Raw genomic sequence first — 18301 nt, 5'->3', positions numbered from 1 at the left:
CGCGGCTTGCCCGGCGGCTTGCCCGGCGGCTTGCCCGGCGGCTTGCCCGGCGGCTTGCCCGGCGGCTTGCCCGGCGGCTTGCCCGGCGGCTTGCCCGGCGGCTTGCCCGATGGTGGACTCCGTGGTGGGACCGGAAGTGGGTCCGGTGGTGGGCTCCGTGGTGGGTTCAGTGACGGTGGGTCCGGTGGTGGCGGCGCGGCGCAGCCAGGCACGCACGGCGCGGTGCAGTCGGAACCGTCCGGCGGCCACGTCGCTGCCGTCACCGTGGACGTGGTCGGTATCCTCGAGGAGCGGCGCGAGCGCGGGCCCTAGGTCGGCGGGCGGCGCGGCGGCCGCGAGCTGACGCAGGGCCTCGACCCACGCCCACGCCGGCGGGGCGCCGTCCACCTCGGGACACCTGCCGACGGCAACGAGCCACCCGTCGTCGAGCAGCTGCTGGCGGAATCGGGCCAGCACACTGGTCTTGCCGACCCCCGCCTCGCCGCTGAGCAGCACGATCCGCGGCCCGGCGGCGACGGCCTCGGCGGCGACGACGCTGAGCGCGGCCAGCTCCTGCCGGCGCCCGACGAACAGCTCGTCCGGCCGCTCAGGGTTTGCTTCCGGCCCGGCCCGGCCGCGTAAACTACGGGGAGCGACGACGTCGGAGATCAACTTGCTCTGGTGGGGTAAGGTGCTGGTAAGCCTGCCCGCCGCCACCGGATCGGCCGACTGTTCACTCGGCTCCGGCCGTCGCCCGCCGAACGGCTCCACCCTTCGCCCAGTGAGACCAGCGGGTCGCCCGCTGAGGTTACCGGCTCGCCCGCTGAGGTTGCCGGGTCGAGGATCGGCGGGTCGCGCGTTAGCAGGTCGGGCTGCCGGTCGCAGGCTGTCGAGGACCTCGACCCGCTGCCCGAGGATCGCGGCCTCCAGCTCGACCAACGCCGGCCCCGGGTCCAGCCCCAGCTCGTCGGCGAGGATCGCGCGGGCCCGGCGCAGCGCCGCCAGGGCGTCGGCCTGCCGGCCGGTGCTCCACAGGGCCAGGGCAAGCAGCCGCCACCCCTCCTCCCGCAGCGGGGCGTGCCGGGTGAGCAGCTCCGCCTCGGCGACCGCCTCCGCGGCGCCGCCGGTGCGCAGCGCGACGTCCAGGAGCAGCTCCCGGGCGGCCAGGCGGAGCTCTTCGAGGCGGGCCGCCTCCGGCTGCGCCCAGGACTCCTCGGCGAACTCGGCGTACGCACCGCCGTGCCACAGCTCCAGCGCGGCGCGCAGCAGCAGCCGGGCCCGGCCCGGCTCGTCGGCGTGGACCGCGCGGGCGTCGGCGAGCAGCGACTCGAACCGCCACGCGTCGACGGCGTCGGGCGGCACGCGGATCGCGTAGCCGGGTGGGGCGCTGACCAGGAGCCGGGCCGGCGCGCGGCGCTCCCGGGCGGGTTCGAGTGTGCGGCGCAGATTGGACACGTACGCCTGTAGCGACGCGATCGCCCGCGGCGGGGCCTCGCCGCGCCACAGGTCGTCGATCATCCGGTCGACGGAGACGACCTCGCCGCCGGCGGACAGCAGCAACGCGAGCACGGCGCGCTGGCGGGGGCCGCCGAGGTCGGCCGCACCGCCGTTGACGTCGACCGCGAACGGTCCAAGCACCCGCATCAGCATGACGCGGGCCATCGTAGCCGCCCACAAGTGGTCTCCAAGACCGCTACAAGACAGTCCGCGCACGGTGATGGGACTGAACGAGCTGACTGAGGAGAGACCGATATGACCACCACCCTCGAGCGTCCCTGGGTCCAGGAGATGATCGTCGTGCACCGCGTGTTCCGGCGGGAGTCGCGGCTGCTGCCCTCACTGATCCGCGGGGTCCGCCCCGGCGATGTCGAACGGGCCCGCCTCCTGGCCGAGATGTTCCGCGAATACGACAAGGGCCTGCACTCGCATCACACGTCCGAGGATGCCCTGCTGTGGCCGAAGCTCCTCGCCCGGGTCGACCTCGACGCGGACCTCGTCCTGCGGATGGAGCAGCAGCACGAGGTCGTCGCCGAGGGCCTGCACCTGGCGATGGACCGGCTCGCCGCGTGGGAGGCGGACGCGTCGGCCCCGGCCCGAGACGCCCTCGCCGACGCGATGGACCAGCACCGGCAGGACCTGCTCGTGCACCTCGACGAGGAGGAGCGCTCGGTGCTGCCGCTGATCTCGGAGCACATCACCGTCGCGGAGTGGGAGGAACTCGGCGAGGTGGCCCGCTCGCACACGCCGAAGGACAAGCTGCTGTTCCTACTCGGCGCGCTGCTGGAGGAGGCCACGCCGGACGAGACAGCGCGCTTCCTGTCCCACCTGCCCGTGCCGGCCCGGATCCTCTGGCACACGATCGGCCGCCGCCAGTACGCCAAGCAGATGCGCAAGGTCCGCGGGAGCTAATTGGACGTGTAGCCGGGAACCTCTTGAGTGCCGTCGGCGGTCTCGACCCGGTCGACCTCGCCGTCGAAGTCGTCGTCGTGGTAGATCAGGTCGATCCTGCCGTCGTGGTCCTGGTCGTACGCGACCTGGTCGATGATGCCGTCGGCGTTGGTGTCCCACATCGCGATGTCGGTGACGCCGTCGTGGTTCTCATCGGCCAGCAGGACGTCGGGGGTGCCGTCGCCGTCGCTGTCGTAGCCGGCGGTCTCCAGACCGTCGGTCGACGGCGGCTCCCCGTCCGTTTCGCCGCTGGGCTCGCCGGTGTCGGCGGCCGGGCTCAGGCCGGCCGCGACGCCGTGTCCCTGCTGGTCACCGAACACGGCGTGCGGGTCGGCGTAGTCGTTCGGGTCGAGGTCGCCCGGGTCGAAGTCCAGGTCGAAACCGTCGGACTGCAGGCCGAAGTCACTCATACCTGTCACCTTTCCAGCACCGGCGAACCCGGCGCCACCCGGGACACGTGCCCGTGGGTATGAGAAACCACCCACCGCGGCGGCGCCGGCTGCGTGCCCTGCTCAGCGACAGGTTCGGCGAGCACCTGCCCACTACGACCGGTCTGCCGGTCCTGACCGGCTATCCGATCGCCCGCCGTCCCCGGTAGGCGTCACGGGCCCGCCGTCGTCAGGGGAAGGCGAAGGCCCGGCAGGCGAAGGCCCGGCAGGAGAGGACCCGGCGTCGTCGGCGAGGACGGCGCGGCGCATGCCGTACACGAAGAAGAGCACCAGGCCGACGGCCATCCAGACCAGGAACCGCACCCAGGTGATGACCGGCAGGTTGAGCATCAGCCACACGCTGGCCAGGACGCTGAGCGCCGGCAGCCACGGCACCCCCGGCACCCGGAAGGCCCGCGGCAGGTCGGGCCGGGTGCGGCGCAGGACGATCACGCCGATCGACACGAGCACGAACGCGAACAGCGTGCCGATGCTGGTCAGTTCCGACAGCTCCGACAGCGGGACGAACGCGGCGAGGACGGCGACCACGACGCCGGTGATGGTCGACATGACCCACGGCGTGCCGTACCGGGGATGCACCCGGGCGAGGACCGGCGGCAGCAGCCCGTCGCGGGCCATCGCGAACGTGACCCGGGCCTGCCCGAGCAGCAGCACGAGGATGACCGACGTGATGCCGCACACGGCGCCGAGGGAGATGATGTCGGCGGCCCAGCCCTGCCCGACGAGGTCGAAGGCCTTGGCCAGCGGCGCGGCGGTGTCGAGCTGCTCGAACGGGACCATGCCGGTGACCACGAACGCGGTCGCCATGTACAGCACGCCGCAGATGACGAGCGAGCCGATGATGCCCCATGGGACGTCCCGCTGCGGGTTGCGGGTCTCCTCGGCGGTGGTCGCGACGACGTCGAAGCCGATGTAGGCGAAGAAGACGATGGAGGCGGCCGCGACGATGCCGAACCAGCCGAAGTGCTGCGGGGTGATCCCGGCGAGGATCTGCAGCAGCGGGGCCTGGCCGCCGCTGACCTTCTCGCTGGGCTCGGCGGCGGGGATGAACGGCGTGTAGTTGGCGGCCTTGACGAAGAACAGGCCGAGGCCGATGACGAACACGACGACGGCGACCTTGACGACGACCAGGACTCCGGTGACCCGCCCGGACAGTTTCGCGCCCAGGACGGCCACGACGGTCAGGGCGGCGACGATGAACGCGGCGCCGAAGTCGGGGATCGCGTCGTCGCCGGCCAGCCAGGTGGGCAGGTTCAGCAGCTCCTGCAGGTACGCCGACCAGCCGCGGGACACCACGGCGGCGCCGAGGGCCAGCTCCAGGCACAGGTCCCAGCCGATGATCCAGGCGACGAACTGCCCGAGGGTGGCGTAGGAGAAGGTGTACGCGGAGCCCGCGACGGGCACGCTGGACGCGAACTCGGCGTAGCAGAGGGCGGCGAGGGCGCACACCACGCCGGCCAGGGCGAAGGACAGCACGATCGCCGGTCCGGCGTTGCGGGCGGCCTGCTGGCCGGTCAGCACGAAGATGCCCGTGCCGATGATCACACCCACGCCGAAGACGGTCAGGTGGAACGCCGACAGGTTCTTGCGCAGTCCTCTGCCCGGTTCGTCCGTGTCTCGCAGCGACTGCTCGATCGACTTGGTCCGAAAGATCGACATCGGTGCACCTCCAGGGGCTCAAAACCGACATGCCCGGAGGATCTGGGTTCTACACCCGAGGACCTGCGTCTAGTATCGTTAAAACCTATCGGTTAGATAGAAATTAGGTGTGGGCATGAAAACCACAGTGGTCGTGGGTGGAGGCTGTAGCGGCGCCCTGACGACGATCCATCTCAGCGGCCCCGAGGACCGGGTGGTGCTCGTCGACCCGGCGCCGACGGACACGCTCGGTCGCGGCGCGGCATACCGGACCACCGACCCGACGCACCTGCTCAACTCGCGCGCGGCGGCGATGAGCGCGCTCGCCGACGTGCCCACGGACTTCGTCGACTGGTGCCGGGACCAGGGACTCCCCATCGGACCGGCGGACTTCGCGCCGCGCGCGGTGTTCGGCGACTACCTGCACGACCGGCTGTCGCGGGTCGAGTTCGAGCACGTGCGAGGCGTGGCGATCCGCATCGGCACCGAGCCGGGATCGCCACGCGTGGTGCTGCGCGGCGGGCAGACCGTGTCCGCCGACCGGGTGGTGCTGGCTCTCGGCCACGGCGCCCCGGCCGGCCCGCTGTCCATCACCTCGGCCGTGCGCACCCATCCCTACTATGTGGGAAACCCGTGGACTCCGGGTGCACTCGACCGGGTTCCGGGCGACGTGCCGGTGCTGCTGATCGGCACCGGGCTCACCGCGCTGGACGTGGCGATGTCGCTGAGCAACCGGGGGCGGCGGGCGCCGCTGCACGCCGTGTCCCGCCGCGGGCTGCTGCCCCAGTCGCATCTTGAGATCCAGCCGAAGGCCACCGGGACCTTCGCCCACCACGGCACCGACGCGGGCGGCCTGCTGCGGGCGATCCGGCGGTACGCGGCGACCGAACCCGACTGGCGCTGCGCCGTCGACACCCTGCGACCCCAGCTCGACCAGCTGTGGTGGCAGCTGTCCGTGGACGCTCGGCGCCGGCTGCTGCAGCACGTCGCGGCGTACTGGGAGATCCACCGGCACCGGATGGCGCCGACGGTCGCGTCGCGGGTCACCGCCCTGCGCGACAGCGGCGCCCTGTTCACGCACGCGGCGGCCATCCACTCGATCCGGCGCGGCGAGCGGGGCTTCGTGGTCACGCTGCGCTTCAAGCACAAGGACGAGAGCTGGCCGGTCGGCGCGATCGTCAACTGCACCGGCCCCGGCGGCGCGGCCACCAGCACGCTCGGCCGGGCACTGCTCGACGACGGCCTGGCCCGGCGCGACCCGACCGGCACCGGCCTCGACGTCGACGGGCACGGCCGCCTGGTCGACCGGGACGGCGAGGCGTCCGACCGCATCGTCGCGATCGGGCCGACCCGCCGCGGCGCCTGGTGGGAGACGACGGCCGTGCCGGAGATCAGAACCCAGGCCGCCGCGCTGGCTCGAGTGCCGGTGGCTGCTTGATCGTCATCACGTGCTCGACGAGGGCGATGAGCACGTCCTTGATCGAGCGCCGGTCCCGAGCGTCGCAGAGCACCACCGGCACGTCCGGGTCGAGGTCCAGCGCCCGGCGGACCGCGTCCGCGCTGTGCTTCTGCACCCCGTCGAAGCAGTTGACCGCGACCAGGAACGGCGTGCTGCGCCGCTCGAAGTAGTCGACCGACGGGAAGCAGTCGGTGAGCCGCCGGGTGTCGGCGAGCACGACCGCGCCCAGCGCGCCCAGCGCCAGCTCGTCCCACAGGAACCAGAACCGGTCCTGCCCGGGCGTGCCGAAGAGGTACAGCACGATGTCGTCATTGATGCTGATCCGGCCGAAGTCCATCGCCACCGTCGTGGTGGTCTTGCCTTCCACCCCGTTGACGTCGTCGATGCCGACACCAGCGTTGGTGAGCACCTCCTCCGTCTGCAGGGGACGGATCTCACTGACCGCGCTGACCAGCGTGGTCTTGCCGACGCCGAACCCCCCGGCGATGAGGATCTTCACCGCCAGCGGGATGTGCCCGTCAGAGCGATCGGAGACCATTGACAACCGCCTTGAGGATGCGATCGTCGGGCCGCTGCGGCCCGACGGATTGGTCGTACACCGGTTCGTGCATCTCGATCAGACCCTGCTGGAGCAGGTCGCCCAGCAGCACGCGCACCACGCCGAGCGCGAGATCGAGGTGTGAGGCGAGCTCCGCGACGGTGACCGGCTCGCGGGTGCGGGCCAGGATCGCATAGTGCTCGGGCTGCAGGTGCCGCGGCCCCACCCCGTCGGTCGCGTTCACGACGAACGCGACCAGGTCGAAGCCGCCGACGGCGGGTCTGGCCCGGCCACCGGTCACCGCGTAGGGGCGCACCACCGGCCCGGCGTCGGAGTCGAGCCAGTCGTGCTCACCCCGCGGCATCGGACGGAGCGCCCGTTCGTGACGGTGCGGTGAGGTACTGCCCGACCCGGGTCACCAGCATCGCCATCTCGTAGGCGATCACGCCGATGTCGGAGTCGGCGGCGCTCAGCACCGCCAGGCAGGCGCCCTGCCCGGCCGCGGTGACGAACAGGAACGCGGCGTCCATCTCCACGATCGTCTGACGGACACCGCCGCCGTTGAAGTGCCGGCCGGCGCTGCGGGCCAGGCTCTGGAACCCGGACGCCACCGCCGCCAGGTGCTCGGCGTCGTCCCGCCCGAGGCCCGTGGACGCGCCCATGAGCAGCCCGTCGGCGGAGAGCACCACGGCGTGCTGCGCCGACTCGACCCGGTCGACGAGATCGTCGAGGAGCCAGTCGAGCTTGCCGGTGCGACTCGTCGATTGTGCCACCTATGCGTCCCTTTCAAGTGTGGGTTGATCGTCGGTGAGCGCCGCTTCCCGGCGCCCCCGGGTGAACCCTGCCTGCAGCGACGTCATCATCGCGCGGGTCTGCTCGGGCGACCTGCCGCCGGCCGTCGCGGCCGCGAACTGTGACGCCGGGATCCCGTCCACCGTGTGCTCGTCCTCGGGTCGCTCCCGCAGCTGCGGCGCGAGGCTGGCCTGCCTGCGCCGCTTGGGCAGCCCGTCGTCGGTCAGGTCGAGGGGTTCCTCGGGTTCCGCCCGCGGCGCCGGTACCAGGGCAGCTTCGGCTTGTGGCTCCGCCATCGGCTCCGGCAGCACCTCGGCCTCGACGTCCAGCCCGCGATGGACCACGGGCGGCTCGATCGTCTCCGGCCGGACCACGTCGGCCGGCCCGACCCGCAGGACCGCGTCGGCGCCGTCCGGCTGCTCGCCGGCCAGCTCAGCGGCGAGTTCCGAGGCCAGTTCAGAGGCGGTCGGCGCGGTCAGCTCCGGGGTGGCGCCGGTGATCAGGTGCGGCGGGATCAGCACCACCGCGGTCACCCCGCCGTACGGCGAGGAACGCAGCGTGACCCGCACCCCGTGCCGGGCGGCGAGCAGCGCCACCACGAACAGCCCCAGCCGGGCGCTGTTGGCGGGGTCGAAGTCCGGCGGGTGCAGCAGCCGCTGGTTGGCCTCCTCGATCGCCTCCGGCGACATGCCGAGGCCACGGTCCTCGATCTCGACCGCGAACCCGTTCGGCACCAGCTGTCCGCTGATCTGCACCCGGGTGTGCGGCGGCGAGTAGGACGTGGCGTTCTCGATCACCTCGGCGAGCAGGTGGATGACGTCGGCGACGGCCCGGCCGACCAGCGACGCCTCGGGCAGCGTCAGGAAGCCCACCCGCGCGTAGTCCTCGACCTCGGACACCGCGCCGCGGATCACGTCGATCATCGGCACCGGGTTGCGCCAGCCCCGGCCGGGGGTCGCACCGGCCAGGATGACCAGGTCCTCGGCGTGGCGGCGCATGCGGGTCGCCAGGTGGTCGACCCGGAACAGGTCTTCGAGCTCCTCCGGGTCGCCGGTACGCCGCTCCATCCGGTCCAGCAGCGCCAGCTGCCGGTGCAGCAGCGTCTGGCTGCGGCGGGCGATGTTGAGGAAGACCTCGTTGAGGCCGCGCCGCAGCTGCGCCTCGTGCGCCGCGGACTCGATCGCGGTGCGCTGCACGGCGCTGAACGCGTTGCCCACCTTGCCGATCTCGTCCGTGCCGTACTCCAGCGGCGGCGCCGCCTCGGCCAGGTCGAACTCCTCGCCGCGCCGCAACCGGCCGACCAGTTCCGGCAGCCGCTGGTCGGCGAGGATCTGCGCGTCCTGCCGCAGACCCGTCAGCCGGTTGATCAGCGACCGGCCGATCCGGATCGACAGCACGATCGAGACCGCGATGGCGAGCAGCCCGAGGACCGCGGCGAGCACCAGCCGGACCACGATGGCCACACCGACCGGCTCGGCCCGCACCAGGATCGTGTCGCCGAACTGCAGGTCCAGCTTGCGCAGCTGCTCGGCGAGCTTGTCATACGCGTCCCGCCAGGCGGTGATGTCGACCGGGACGGCGGCGTTCGACCTGCCCTCGGAGATGATCCGGTTCTCGAAGTCGGTCAGCCGCTTGTGCGGTTCGCCGGCGACGATGTCGCGGTAGGTCTGCTGCACCGCCTCCGGCAGCTCGGCCGACTGCTCCGCGTACGCGTTGCGCTTGGCGCCGATCATTGCGATCAGGTCGGCGGCCTCGGTGCGGATGAACTTGCCCGCCGCGGCGGCGCCGTTGACCAGCGCGTCCTCCCGGGCGAGCAGCTCCCGGGCCCGGCTCATCGCGATGTTCGTCCGGGCGTCCTTGCCCAGCTGTGCGTCACTGACGCCGGGCAGCGCGTTGTACCACCGGTAGATCGCGTCGATCGGCCCGTTGTAGATCTCCATCGCGCCGGACCGGTCGACCTGCCCGAGCGAGATCCCCGACCGCCCCGACACGATCCCGTCGAGCGCCACCATGATCTCGGCGAGCCGGCCCCTCGCCGCCGCCGGCATCGCGTCCGTGGTGTCGTCCCGACCGGCGAGGGTCCGGAAGTTGCTGATCGCCGCGTCGGCCTTGCGCCGCTGCTCCGCCAGCAGCGCCGCCTCCGGCTTCCCCTCGGCCCGGCCGGACCCGAGGTACACCAGGGACAGCTTCCGCTCCCGCTGCAGCTCGACGGTCACCGACTCGGCCGGCTCGGCGGCCAGCTTGTAATAGGTCTGCGCGTCGAACAGCTCGACCACCGCACCCGACGTCAGGCTGGTCGCGAAGACCCATAGCACGACGAGCGACAACAGCGGTGGGAGCAGCAGGGTGACGATCTTGGCGCGGATCGACCACGTGCGGATTCTCCACGTGCGGGACTTCATGTGATCCTCGTGGGTCGCGTCGACAAGGGGGGTGGCGCGTCTCGGGCATGATACGGACACACAGGCGGGGAAGTCATCAACAAGGTCGTCCCCGTCCCAAACCCGAATCGCCCAAGATCTCCTCCCGCCCCTCCCCTTCCGCCCGGTGTGCTTTCCCCCGACCCGGGCAGGGCCGCGTCCATGCGAGGTGGACGGTGGGTTTTCGCGATCGGTGCCTGGACCATGTGCACGGCGGCGATCAGCGCGTTCGGCGTCGGCAGGATCGACGCCGTGCGGTCGTCGCTGCTGGCCGCGACCGGCGGCAATGCCGGTCCGTCGGCCACCGCGCCCGCGTCGCCGGCCCTCTCGCCGTCACCGTCGCCGGGTTCGGCGAAGGTCCTGCGCACCGCCGGCGGCAACATCGTCGCCCGCTGTGACGCCAACCTGACCTGGGCCGACTACCTGAGCCCCGCGCTGGGCTTCCACGTCGAGAACGCCCAGCAGGGTCCGGGCAAGGAATACCGGGTGACCTTCAAGACCGACGGCAAGGAGGTCCGCGTGGTGGTCCGATGCAAGGACCTGACGCCCGAGGCCGACGTCACCCTCGGCTGACCCGCCACCAGCCGCTCAGCAGCAGGCCCGCCGGGCCGGGCCGGCGGCTCACGGCGCCGGCAGCTCACCGCGCCGCCAGTGCAGGGCAGTGCAGGGCCGGCGGGTCAGGCCGGGGTCGCCTGCGGTGCTCCGAGCTTCGCGGCTGCCGGGCCGCGGACGGCGGCGCAGCGCTGGGCGGTGGCCGCGGCCTCCGCGACCGGGGCGCCGGCGAGCTGGGCGAGGACGAAGCCGGCGACGTACGCGGCCTGGTTGCGCGGCCCGGGCGCGGCGGACGTGTGGACGGTGTCGGCGTCCTGGCTGAGCACGACCGCGCCGTCGGCGTCGAGCGTGACGGACACGACGGCGGCCGCGGTCGAGCGCAGCAGCATGCCGCGGGCCGCGACGACCGCGGCGGCGTTGGTGCCGGCGACCGCGCCGCTCACCGTGTCGAGGGTGGGCGTGACCAGGTCGGGGCCGAGATGCGCCCACGGCCCGAGGTCGAGGGCGTCGACGGCGAGCAGCGGCAGGTCGAGGCGGCGGGCGGCGAGCAGCGCCCGGACGGCGGGGCCGAGGGTGCCGGCGCCCAGGTCACACACGACGACCGCCTCGGGGCCCTCGGCCAGGGACTCTCCCAGCCGCTGCAGCAGCGTCTCGGCCGCCGAGCCGCCGAGCGGCACGGTGTCGCCGTCGTCGAACCGGGCCACCACCTGCCCGGCGGCAACGATGCGGCGCTTGGTGAGCGTACGCCGGCCGACCGAGACCACCAGGCGGTCCGCGGCGGCACTGTCCCAGACCTTGGAGCGCAGCGTGGCGCCCGCGTCGTCGTCGCCGGTCGCGCCGACGACCGTGGTCCGGGCGCCGAGCGCGGCGAACGCGCCGGCGATGGCCGCGGCGCCACCGCCGATCTCGCGGGTCGTGTCGAGCGTGATGACGGGGACGGGTGCCTCCCGGCTCATCCGGGTCGGGGTGCCGCTCAACCAGCAGTCGAGCACGGCGTCTCCGACGACGAGCACGGGACGGTCCTGCCAGCGGGCGGCGAGCTCGGCGAATTTCACGCGTCGTGGCTACCCTGCTCGAAAGGGAACATTCTGCGACTTTGCAAACATCGCCTGCGACAATCACAGGATCGAACGCGCAGACGTGGCGATGATCGGTGGGGGCATGGCCGGCCTGTCCCTCGCCGCGGAGCTCGCCGAGCTTGATGGCCGGCTGGTCGAACGGGTGGAGGCCGCGGGCGGCCACCGTGAGCCGTTGCGGATCGTGGTGCTCGAACGGGAGAACCAGTTCGGGTATCACACGACAGGGCGGTCGGCGGCCGCCTTCCTGGAAAGCTATGGCTCGACCGAGGTGCGCGCGCTGACCAGGGCGTCCCGCACGATCCTCGACGCGCTCGGCGCCGAGTCGGGCACGCCCCTGCTGCGGGCCCGGCCGCTCGTCTGGGTGGCCCGCGAGGACCAGCTGCCGGCGATGAACGCGCTGCTCACCGCCAACCCGTCGCTGCGCGGCACGGACGTCGAGAGCGCACAGACCCTGTGCCCGGCGCTGCGCCCGTCGGCGGTCGCGCGCGCGGCGGTCGAGCGCACCGCGCAGGACATCGACGTGGACGCGCTGCATCAGCTGTACCGCAAGCGCGCCGCCGCCGCAGGGGTGGTGCTGCGCACGGCGATCGGCCTCGAGTCCGGCGAGTGGACCGGGCACGGCTGGAAGCTCGTCACAGACCGCGGCGAGCTCGAAGCGGGGCGGGTCGTCAACGCGGCCGGCGCGTGGGCGGACGCCGTGGCCGGGCGGCTCGGGGTGCCGCCGGCGGGGTTGACGCCGATGCGTCGCACCCTGGCGATCGTGTCCATCGAGGGCGTGGCGCCCAACTGGCCGCTGGTCCTCGACGTGGGCGACGAGTTCTACTTCCGGCCGGAGAGCGGCGGGCTGCTGGTGTCGCCGTGCGACGAGACACCGTCGCCGCCGGTCGACGCGGTCGCCGCACCCGAGGACGTGGCCCTGGCGGTGGAGCGGGTCGCCGCGGCGACGACCCTGCCGCTGCGCCGGGTCCGGACCAGCTGGGCGGGGCTGCGCACGTTCGCACCGGACCGCAATCCGGTCGTCGGGCCCGACCCGGTGCAGGACGGCTTCTACTGGTTCGCGGGGCAGGGCGGCTTCGGCATCCAGACGGCGCCGGCGCTCGCCCGGCTGGGCGCGGCCGAGCTGCTCGGCGAGCCGTTCGAGATCCCCGGCCTGCGGCGCGAAGCACTGCACCCGCGCTAGGCAGGCTTCTTACGCCGGCTTATACGCCCTTATACGCCGGCTTTTACGCCGGACGGCTCAGCTGGTCCGGTTGTGGCTCGGTCCGCCGGACGGCGGCGAGGCCGGCGATCGTCGCCGCGTCCCGCAGCAACGCCTGCTCCGCGTCCTCGACGAACGCGAGGTCCGCCTCGACGTGCCTGGTCGCCGCCGACAGCAGCAGCCCGACGACCGGGTCGGCCGCCTTGCGCCGCAACCCGTCGAGGTTGCGCAGCTCGCGCAGCAGATACGTGCGCTGCTGGCCGAGGACGGTGCGCACGACCTCCGGGTCGCCGGACCGCGCCGCGGCGGTCACCTTGAGGAAGAAGTCGTCGCGGAACCCGCCGCTGCGCGGGCTCGCCTCCTCCAGCCAGCGGCGCAGCTCACCACGGCCGGCGTCGGTGATCTCGTAGACGACCCGGTCGGGCTTCACCGCCTGGGCGTGCCGCTCGGAGCTCACCATGCCGTCGCGGGAGAGCCGGTCGAGAATCTGGTACAGGTGGCCGATGTTCAGGGGGCCCCACTGCGGGCCGACCGCGGTCTCGAAGGCGCCCTTCAGCTCATACCCGTAACTGGGTCCATGCGACAGCAGCGACAGCACCGCGTGATGGATCGGCATGTCCAGAGACTACCCGCCCCTTGCATTGTCGCAATGCATTGCGACAGAGTATGCCCATGACCGCTATGCCCACGGGGGCCGCGCTGTCCGTCGCGGGGCTCACCAAACGCTTTCACACCGGTGAGCAGGACATCGTCGCCGCCGACGAGCTGACCCTGACCGTCGAGCCGGGCAGTTTCACCGCGGTCACCGGGCCGAGCGGCTCGGGCAAGTCGACGCTGCTGCACCTGATCGGCGCGATCGAGTCAGCCGACGCCGGCACGATCGTGGTCGACGGCGTCGAGGTGACCGCCCTGCGGCGGCGCAAGCTCAGCGAATACCGGCGCACGGTCGGTTTCGTGTTCCAGCGGTACCATCTGCTGCCCGCCCTCACCGCGCTGGACAACGTCATCGCGCCGGTGCTGCCGTTCCGGGTCGGCTTCGACAAGTCGGAGCGCGCCCGCGAGCTCCTGGACGCGGTCGGCCTCAGCGGCCGCGAGCGGGCCCTGCCGGCGCAGCTGTCCGGCGGGCAGCAGCAGCGGGTCGCGATCGCCCGGGCGTTGATCGGGTCGCCGAAGCTCCTGCTCGCCGACGAGCCGACCGGAAACCTCGACTCCGCCAACGGCACGCAGATCCTGGACCTGCTGCTCGACCTGCGCGAGGACCGCGGAATGACGGTGCTGCTCGCCACGCACGAGCAGCACATCGCGGCCCGGTGCGACCGGCTGATCCGGCTCACCGACGGCCGGCTCACCGACGACATCGACCTCACCGCAGGCGAGGATCCCTCCTCGACCCTCGCGCGCGCCACGCAGCTACGGCTTTAGTCTGATTTCACCCCTTTGCGCAGGTACGATCAACGCTACGTGCTTGCGGGTTGGGGGTGTGACATGCCGCAACTTGATCTCGGTGTGCTCGCGCAGCCCGAACGGCTCGCGGCACTCCGGCGCGCGCGGCTGCTGCTCGCCTCGTCGTCGGCGCCCGTCGACGGCCTGGTCCGGCTCGCCGCCCGCTCCGTCGTCGCGCCGGTCGGCCTGCTGACCCTGGTCGACGACGAGCGGATGCACATCGTCGGCCGGCACGGGCTGCCGCCGGACCTCGACCGCGTCCACGCCGAGCCGGCGACCAGCTCCTTCTGCCAGTACGTGGTGACCGAGAACGCGCCGCTCGTCATCAGCGACGCCCGGGACCACCCGGTGCTGCGGGACCTCGGCGCCGTGCACGACCGGGGGGTCACGGCGTACCTCGGCCAGCCCATCCACGACCTGCACGGCTACACCCTGGGCGCGGTCTGCGTCACCGACTCGGTGCCCCGGCACTGGACCGAGGACGACATCGCGGCGGTGGCGGAGTGCGCCGCCATGCTGGAGGTCATGCTGGGCGCCGAGACCAGCCGCCAGGACATCGCGATCGCCGCGGCCGAGACCGACGCGGTGCTGGAGACCGCGCTCGAGGCGTTCGTCGGCATCGAGCTCACCGGGGAGATCACCCGGTGGAACCGGGCCGCCGAACGCACCTTCGGCTGGTCGGCGCAGGACGCCATCGGCAAGCAGGTCGACGAGCTGATCATCCCGGAGCGGTTCCGGGCCGCGCACCGGGCCGGGCTGACGCGAATGGCGCGCGGCGGCGTACCGAAGCTCATCGGACAACGCCTCCAGCTCTACGCGATCAACCGGGCCGGCGACGAGTTCCCGGTCGAGCTCACCCTCAACGTCGTGGACGGCCCGACCGGCCGGCACGCCCACGCGTTCGTCTACGACATCACCGAGCGCGTGGCCGCCGAACGGCAGCTGGCCCGCGAGCGGCACTTCCTCAGCGCGCTGCTCGACAACCTCGACGCCGGGGTGGTCGCCTGCGACGAGCGGGGCAGGCTGATCCTGTTCAACCGCGCCATGCGGGAGATCGCCGGCACCAACGCCGACCAGTCGACCGCCGAGGCGTGGGTCGAGAGCTTCCGGGCGTACCGGTCCGACGACGACGCCGCCGACGACCTGCCGCTGCTCCGCGCGTTCCGCGGCGAGCACGTCCGCGAGGCCGAGGTCGTCATCCATCTGCCCGAGCGGCCCCGCCGCAGCTTCACCGCCAACGCGCAGCCGATCCGCGACGGCGACGGCAACCGGCTCGGCGCCGTCGCCGCCCTGCACGAGGTCACCGACCGGCGCCGGGCGCAGCGCCTCATCGAGTGCGAGCTCGCGGTCGCCCGCCTCCTGGAACAGGCGCCCACCATCGAGGACGCCGGCCCGGAGCTGCTCGGCACGGTCGCCCGCACGCTGCAGTGGCCGCACAGCGAGCTGTGGCTGGTCGACAAGGTCGGCAACGTCCTGCGCAACGCGGCGATGTGGACCGAACCCGGGTACGTCATCCCCGAACCCGGCCCCCTCGCCCCCGGCGTCGGCGTCTCCGGCGTCGCCTGGGAGACCGGCCAGCCCACCTGGATCCCCGACATCTCCGTCGTCGGCAGCCGGCTCAACGTGCCGTCGCTGGCCCGGCACGGGCTGCGGGTCGGGCTCGCCGTGCCGATCCGCGACGGCGGCGGGGTCACCGGGACGCTGAGCTTCTTCGGCGACGCCGCCGAGGAGCCGGAGCAGTCCCTCATCGCGCTGCTGTCCGGGATCGCCGCGCACGTCGGGCAGTTCCTGGAACGCCGCCGCGCCGAGGACCTGGCCCGGCAGCTGGCGCGGACGAAGGACGAGTTCATCTCGCTCGTGGGCCATGAGCTGCGCACGCCGTTGACGTCGATCTCCTCGTACACCGAGCTGCTGCTGCACGACAACGACGACGAGACGACCCGGTCGCAGTTCCTGGCGGTCATCGCCCGCAACGCGGAGAACCTCCGGGCGATCATCGACGACCTGCTGGACCTCGCCGGCCTGGAGAGCGGCTACGTCTCCCTGGTCGAACGGCCCCTCGACTTCGCCGCCGTGGTCCGCGCCTCCACCGACGCCGGCACCCGCGCCGCCCGCGAGAAGGACATCGACATGCGGGTCACGCTGCCCCACGGCCCGGCGCCCGTCGCCGGCGACCAGCCGCGGCTGCGCAAGGTCGTCGACCACCTCGTCACCAACGCGGTGAAGTTCACCCCCGCCGGCGGCCGGGTCGAGATCGAGCTGCTCCGCGACGCGGCCGGGGTCGACCTGCGCGTCACCGACACCGGCGTCGGCATCCCCGAGGAGGAGCGCTCCCGGCTGTTCGAACGCTTCTTCCGCGGCTCCAACATCCGCAGCCTCGGCCTGCCCGGCACCGGCCTCGGCCTGGCCATCAGCCGCACCGTCGTCGAGCGGCACGGCGGCACGATCACCGTCACCGACCACGGTGAGAAACCTGGCACGACCTTCCTCGTCAGGTTGCCCTCGCTGTAGACCGGGGCACAATGGTTGCTGATGCAACTACGACGATTGACCTTGCTGACCGTGGCGAGCGCCCTGGTGCTCGCCGGCTGTGGCGACTCCGCACCGTCCTGGAAGGGCGGCAGCGGCTCCAGTACGGCGGCGGGCACCGTCAAGGTGACCACGCCCACCGACGGCGCTCATGACGTGTCGACGGCCACCTCCATCGCGTACGAGGCGTCCTCCCCGGATGCCACGGTGACACTGCAGGACGCCGCGGGCACCGCTGTCGAGGGCGCTGCCGCGCCTGCCGCCGCCGCTGTTGCTGGTGGCGCAGAGTGGATGCCGGCCAAGCAGCTGAAGTACGCCACCGAATACACGGCCACGGTCACCGCGGGTGGCGCCAAGACCACGGTGAAGTTCACCACCATGGCCAAGCCCGCCAGCCTCACCCGCACCACCAGCCAGATCGGCGACGGTGCCGTCGTCGGCGTCGGCATGCCCATGATCCTGTCCTTCGGCGCCGACATCCCGAAGGACAAGCGGGCCGGCATCGAGAAGCGCCTGTTCATGTCCTCGGACCCGCCGCAGGAAGGCGTCTGGAACTGGTTCTCCGCCAAGGAGATCCACTACCGCCCGAAGGAGTACTGGCAGGCCGGCACCAAGCTCTCCCTGCGCGCCGCCGTCGGCGGGGTCTCCTTCGGCAAGTCCTACGGTGAGAAGGACATCACCGTCGACGCCACCGTGGGCAAGAAGCTCATCATGGAGGTCGACAACGCCACCAAGCAGATGACCGTCACCGAGGACGGCGTCCTGCTCAAGACGATGCCGGTCTCCCTGGGCAAGCCCAGCAACCCCTCCGACAGCGGCAACTTCATCGTCATGGTGAAGAACGAGTGGGAGTGGTTCGACTCCTCCACCTACGGTGTCCCGGTCGACTCCCCCGACGGCTACCGCACGAAGGTCGAGTTCCCGCAGCGGATCACCTGGAGCGGCCAGTACATCCACGCCGCCCCCTGGTCGGTGAAGGACCAGGGCAAACGCAACGTCTCCCACGGCTGCGTCAACGTCTCCCTCGACCTGGCAAAGTGGCTCTACGGCGTGACCCACATCGGCGACCCCGTCATCGTGAAGGGCACCGAGGAGCGCGTGAAGTACGGCGACGGCTGGACCGACTGGGAGCTGTCCTGGGAGGACTACCAGAAGGGCAGCGCCCTCTAGGGGCGTCTTCGACACCCTGCCGTTTTGGCTGGCCGGGTGGGGACCTGGTAACCTGATACATCGCGCATGGTGACGCGTCCCCTTGCGTCCTCAACGTTTCCAACCCGAGCTAACAAGACGAGGTCTGTCGCGTGGCGAACATCAAGTCCCAGATCAAGCGCAACCGGCAGAACGAGAAGCGCCGCCTGCGCAACAAGTCGGTCAAGTCTTCGCTGAAGACGGCGATCCGGAAGTTCCACGAGGCGACCGCCGCCGGCGACAACGAGACGGCCGCGACGCTGCTCCGTGCCGCCACGCGCAAGCTGGACCAGGCTGCCAGCAAGGGCGTCATCCACAAGAACCAGGCCGCCAACCGCAAGTCGGCGATCACCAAGAAGCTGGGTTCGCTGGCCGCCTGAGCGGTCCACCAGCTCTGCGATCCGCGGAAAGCGCCGCCCGTCCGGGCGGCGCTTTCGCTGTGCGCCCCACGTGGCCGCACCAGTGACATCTGACACCGATGAGCCGGAGAATCCCGGGGCTCCATGCCCTCAGATCCTCCGGCTCATCGTCTATGTCCCCGCGCCGGTACACGCCGCGGCCGGCTGGTTCACCGACCGCACCGAGCCGA

At 72.0% G+C, this 18301-nt stretch carries 17 protein-coding genes; 8 read left to right on the top strand and 9 right to left on the bottom strand.

The window, feature by feature from the left end; genetic code table 11:
* On the bottom strand, positions 1-1629 hold a 1629-nt coding region (locus AB0K00_RS39820), incomplete at its 3' end, for a BTAD domain-containing putative transcriptional regulator (protein ID WP_363532044.1).
* 102 nt (positions 1630-1731) lie between these two features.
* Between AB0K00_RS39820 and AB0K00_RS39815 the strand changes: the two genes are divergently transcribed.
* Positions 1732-2388: a hemerythrin domain-containing protein gene (locus tag AB0K00_RS39815; RefSeq protein WP_363532041.1), complete on the top strand. Its 657-nt coding sequence runs from the start codon at positions 1732-1734 to the stop codon at positions 2386-2388.
* Here AB0K00_RS39815 and AB0K00_RS39810 read toward each other — a convergent pair.
* A complete protein-coding gene (locus AB0K00_RS39810; protein WP_363532038.1) occupies positions 2385-2837 on the bottom strand; it encodes a hypothetical protein in 453 nt (150 codons plus the stop codon). The genes AB0K00_RS39815 and AB0K00_RS39810 overlap by 4 nt on opposite strands.
* Positions 2838-2969: 132 nt before the next feature.
* Positions 2970-4535, bottom strand: coding sequence for an amino acid permease (locus tag AB0K00_RS39805; RefSeq protein WP_363532035.1), 1566 nt, complete (start codon positions 4533-4535; stop codon positions 2970-2972).
* Between the two features lie 115 nt (positions 4536-4650).
* Here AB0K00_RS39805 and AB0K00_RS39800 point away from each other — a divergent pair, with 115 nt between their 5' ends.
* A complete protein-coding gene (locus AB0K00_RS39800) occupies positions 4651-5952 on the top strand; it encodes an FAD/NAD(P)-binding protein (protein WP_363532032.1) in 1302 nt (433 codons plus the stop codon).
* Here the strand turns inward: AB0K00_RS39800 and AB0K00_RS39795 are convergent.
* From AB0K00_RS39795 to AB0K00_RS39780, 4 genes are read right to left on the bottom strand one after another with little or no spacing between them, the layout of a single operon-like run.
* Positions 5906-6511 carry an ATP/GTP-binding protein gene (locus AB0K00_RS39795; RefSeq protein WP_363532029.1) on the bottom strand — a complete coding sequence of 202 codons (606 nt, stop codon included), beginning with the start codon at positions 6509-6511 and terminating at the stop codon, positions 5906-5908. The two genes, AB0K00_RS39800 and AB0K00_RS39795, sit on opposite strands and share 47 nt — an antisense overlap.
* A complete protein-coding gene (locus AB0K00_RS39790) occupies positions 6492-6875 on the bottom strand; it encodes a DUF742 domain-containing protein (protein ID WP_363532026.1) in 384 nt (127 codons plus the stop codon). Before AB0K00_RS39790 ends, AB0K00_RS39795 begins: the two co-directional genes overlap by 20 nt.
* A complete protein-coding gene (locus AB0K00_RS39785; protein WP_363532023.1) occupies positions 6862-7284 on the bottom strand; it encodes a roadblock/LC7 domain-containing protein in 423 nt (140 codons plus the stop codon). Before AB0K00_RS39785 ends, AB0K00_RS39790 begins: the two co-directional genes overlap by 14 nt.
* Positions 7285-9705, bottom strand: a complete 2421-nt coding sequence (locus AB0K00_RS39780) for a nitrate- and nitrite sensing domain-containing protein (RefSeq protein ID WP_363532020.1) — start codon at positions 9703-9705, stop codon at positions 7285-7287.
* A gap of 222 nt (positions 9706-9927) precedes the next feature.
* On the opposite strand from AB0K00_RS39780, the gene AB0K00_RS39775 reads away from it, so the two are divergent.
* Positions 9928-10296: a hypothetical protein gene (locus AB0K00_RS39775; RefSeq protein ID WP_363532017.1), complete on the top strand. Its 369-nt coding sequence runs from the start codon at positions 9928-9930 to the stop codon at positions 10294-10296.
* Positions 10297-10400: 104 nt separating this feature from the next.
* Here AB0K00_RS39775 and AB0K00_RS39770 read toward each other — a convergent pair whose 3' ends face one another.
* A complete protein-coding gene (locus tag AB0K00_RS39770) occupies positions 10401-11330 on the bottom strand; it encodes a PfkB family carbohydrate kinase (protein ID WP_363532014.1) in 930 nt (309 codons plus the stop codon).
* Positions 11331-11421: 91 nt separating this feature from the next.
* Between AB0K00_RS39770 and AB0K00_RS39765 the strand changes: the two genes are divergently transcribed.
* On the top strand, positions 11422-12534 hold the full coding sequence (locus AB0K00_RS39765; RefSeq protein WP_363532139.1) for an FAD-binding oxidoreductase: 1113 nt from the start codon (positions 11422-11424) through the stop codon (positions 12532-12534).
* 43 nt (positions 12535-12577) lie between these two features.
* Here the strand turns inward: AB0K00_RS39765 and AB0K00_RS39760 are convergent, their stop codons facing one another.
* Positions 12578-13168, bottom strand: coding sequence for a PadR family transcriptional regulator (locus AB0K00_RS39760; RefSeq protein WP_363532012.1), 591 nt, complete (start codon positions 13166-13168; stop codon positions 12578-12580).
* A gap of 56 nt (positions 13169-13224) precedes the next feature.
* Here AB0K00_RS39760 and AB0K00_RS39755 point away from each other — a divergent pair, with 56 nt between their 5' ends.
* The 4 genes from AB0K00_RS39755 (at position 13225) to rpsT (ending at position 18092) form a co-directional block, all read left to right on the top strand.
* Positions 13225-13974: an ABC transporter ATP-binding protein gene (locus AB0K00_RS39755; RefSeq protein ID WP_363532010.1), complete on the top strand. Its 750-nt coding sequence runs from the start codon at positions 13225-13227 to the stop codon at positions 13972-13974.
* 63 nt (positions 13975-14037) lie between these two features.
* The gene (locus tag AB0K00_RS39750) at positions 14038-16506 is read left to right on the top strand and encodes a PAS domain S-box protein (RefSeq protein WP_363532007.1); all 2469 of its coding nucleotides are present in this window, start codon (positions 14038-14040) and stop codon (positions 16504-16506) included.
* A 21-nt stretch (positions 16507-16527) separates the two neighbouring features.
* The gene (locus tag AB0K00_RS39745; RefSeq protein WP_363532004.1) at positions 16528-17694 is read left to right on the top strand and encodes an Ig-like domain-containing protein; all 1167 of its coding nucleotides are present in this window, start codon (positions 16528-16530) and stop codon (positions 17692-17694) included.
* Between the two features lie 131 nt (positions 17695-17825).
* Entirely contained in the window at positions 17826-18092 is a 267-nt protein-coding gene (rpsT, locus tag AB0K00_RS39740) for a 30S ribosomal protein S20 (protein WP_203853336.1), read from the top strand.
* Positions 18093-18301 lie beyond the last annotated feature (209 nt).

Origin of the sequence: Dactylosporangium sp. NPDC049525, assembly GCF_040676755.1 — a bacterium.
Classification (GTDB): domain Bacteria; phylum Actinomycetota; class Actinomycetes; order Mycobacteriales; family Micromonosporaceae; genus Dactylosporangium.
This window is presented reverse-complemented; position numbering and strand designations above follow the sequence as displayed.

Coding starts and splice junctions, on each gene's coding strand:
- AB0K00_RS39760 (WP_363532012.1), bottom strand. CDS start 13,168: ATGCCGATCCATCACGCGGTGCTGTCGCTGCTGTCGCATGGACCCAGT.
- AB0K00_RS39750 (WP_363532007.1), top strand. CDS start 14,038: ATGCCGCAACTTGATCTCGGTGTGCTCGCGCAGCCCGAACGGCTCGCG.
- AB0K00_RS39795 (WP_363532029.1), bottom strand. CDS start 6,511: ATGGTCTCCGATCGCTCTGACGGGCACATCCCGCTGGCGGTGAAGATC.
- AB0K00_RS39805 (WP_363532035.1), bottom strand. CDS start 4,535: ATGTCGATCTTTCGGACCAAGTCGATCGAGCAGTCGCTGCGAGACACG.
- AB0K00_RS39745 (WP_363532004.1), top strand. CDS start 16,528: ATGCAACTACGACGATTGACCTTGCTGACCGTGGCGAGCGCCCTGGTG.
- AB0K00_RS39755 (WP_363532010.1), top strand. CDS start 13,225: ATGACCGCTATGCCCACGGGGGCCGCGCTGTCCGTCGCGGGGCTCACC.
- AB0K00_RS39800 (WP_363532032.1), top strand. CDS start 4,651: ATGAAAACCACAGTGGTCGTGGGTGGAGGCTGTAGCGGCGCCCTGACG.
- AB0K00_RS39815 (WP_363532041.1), top strand. CDS start 1,732: ATGACCACCACCCTCGAGCGTCCCTGGGTCCAGGAGATGATCGTCGTG.
- AB0K00_RS39780 (WP_363532020.1), bottom strand. CDS start 9,705: ATGAAGTCCCGCACGTGGAGAATCCGCACGTGGTCGATCCGCGCCAAG.
- AB0K00_RS39790 (WP_363532026.1), bottom strand. CDS start 6,875: ATGCCGCGGGGTGAGCACGACTGGCTCGACTCCGACGCCGGGCCGGTG.
- AB0K00_RS39775 (WP_363532017.1), top strand. CDS start 9,928: ATGTGCACGGCGGCGATCAGCGCGTTCGGCGTCGGCAGGATCGACGCC.
- AB0K00_RS39765 (WP_363532139.1), top strand. CDS start 11,422: ATGATCGGTGGGGGCATGGCCGGCCTGTCCCTCGCCGCGGAGCTCGCC.
- AB0K00_RS39810 (WP_363532038.1), bottom strand. CDS start 2,837: ATGAGTGACTTCGGCCTGCAGTCCGACGGTTTCGACCTGGACTTCGAC.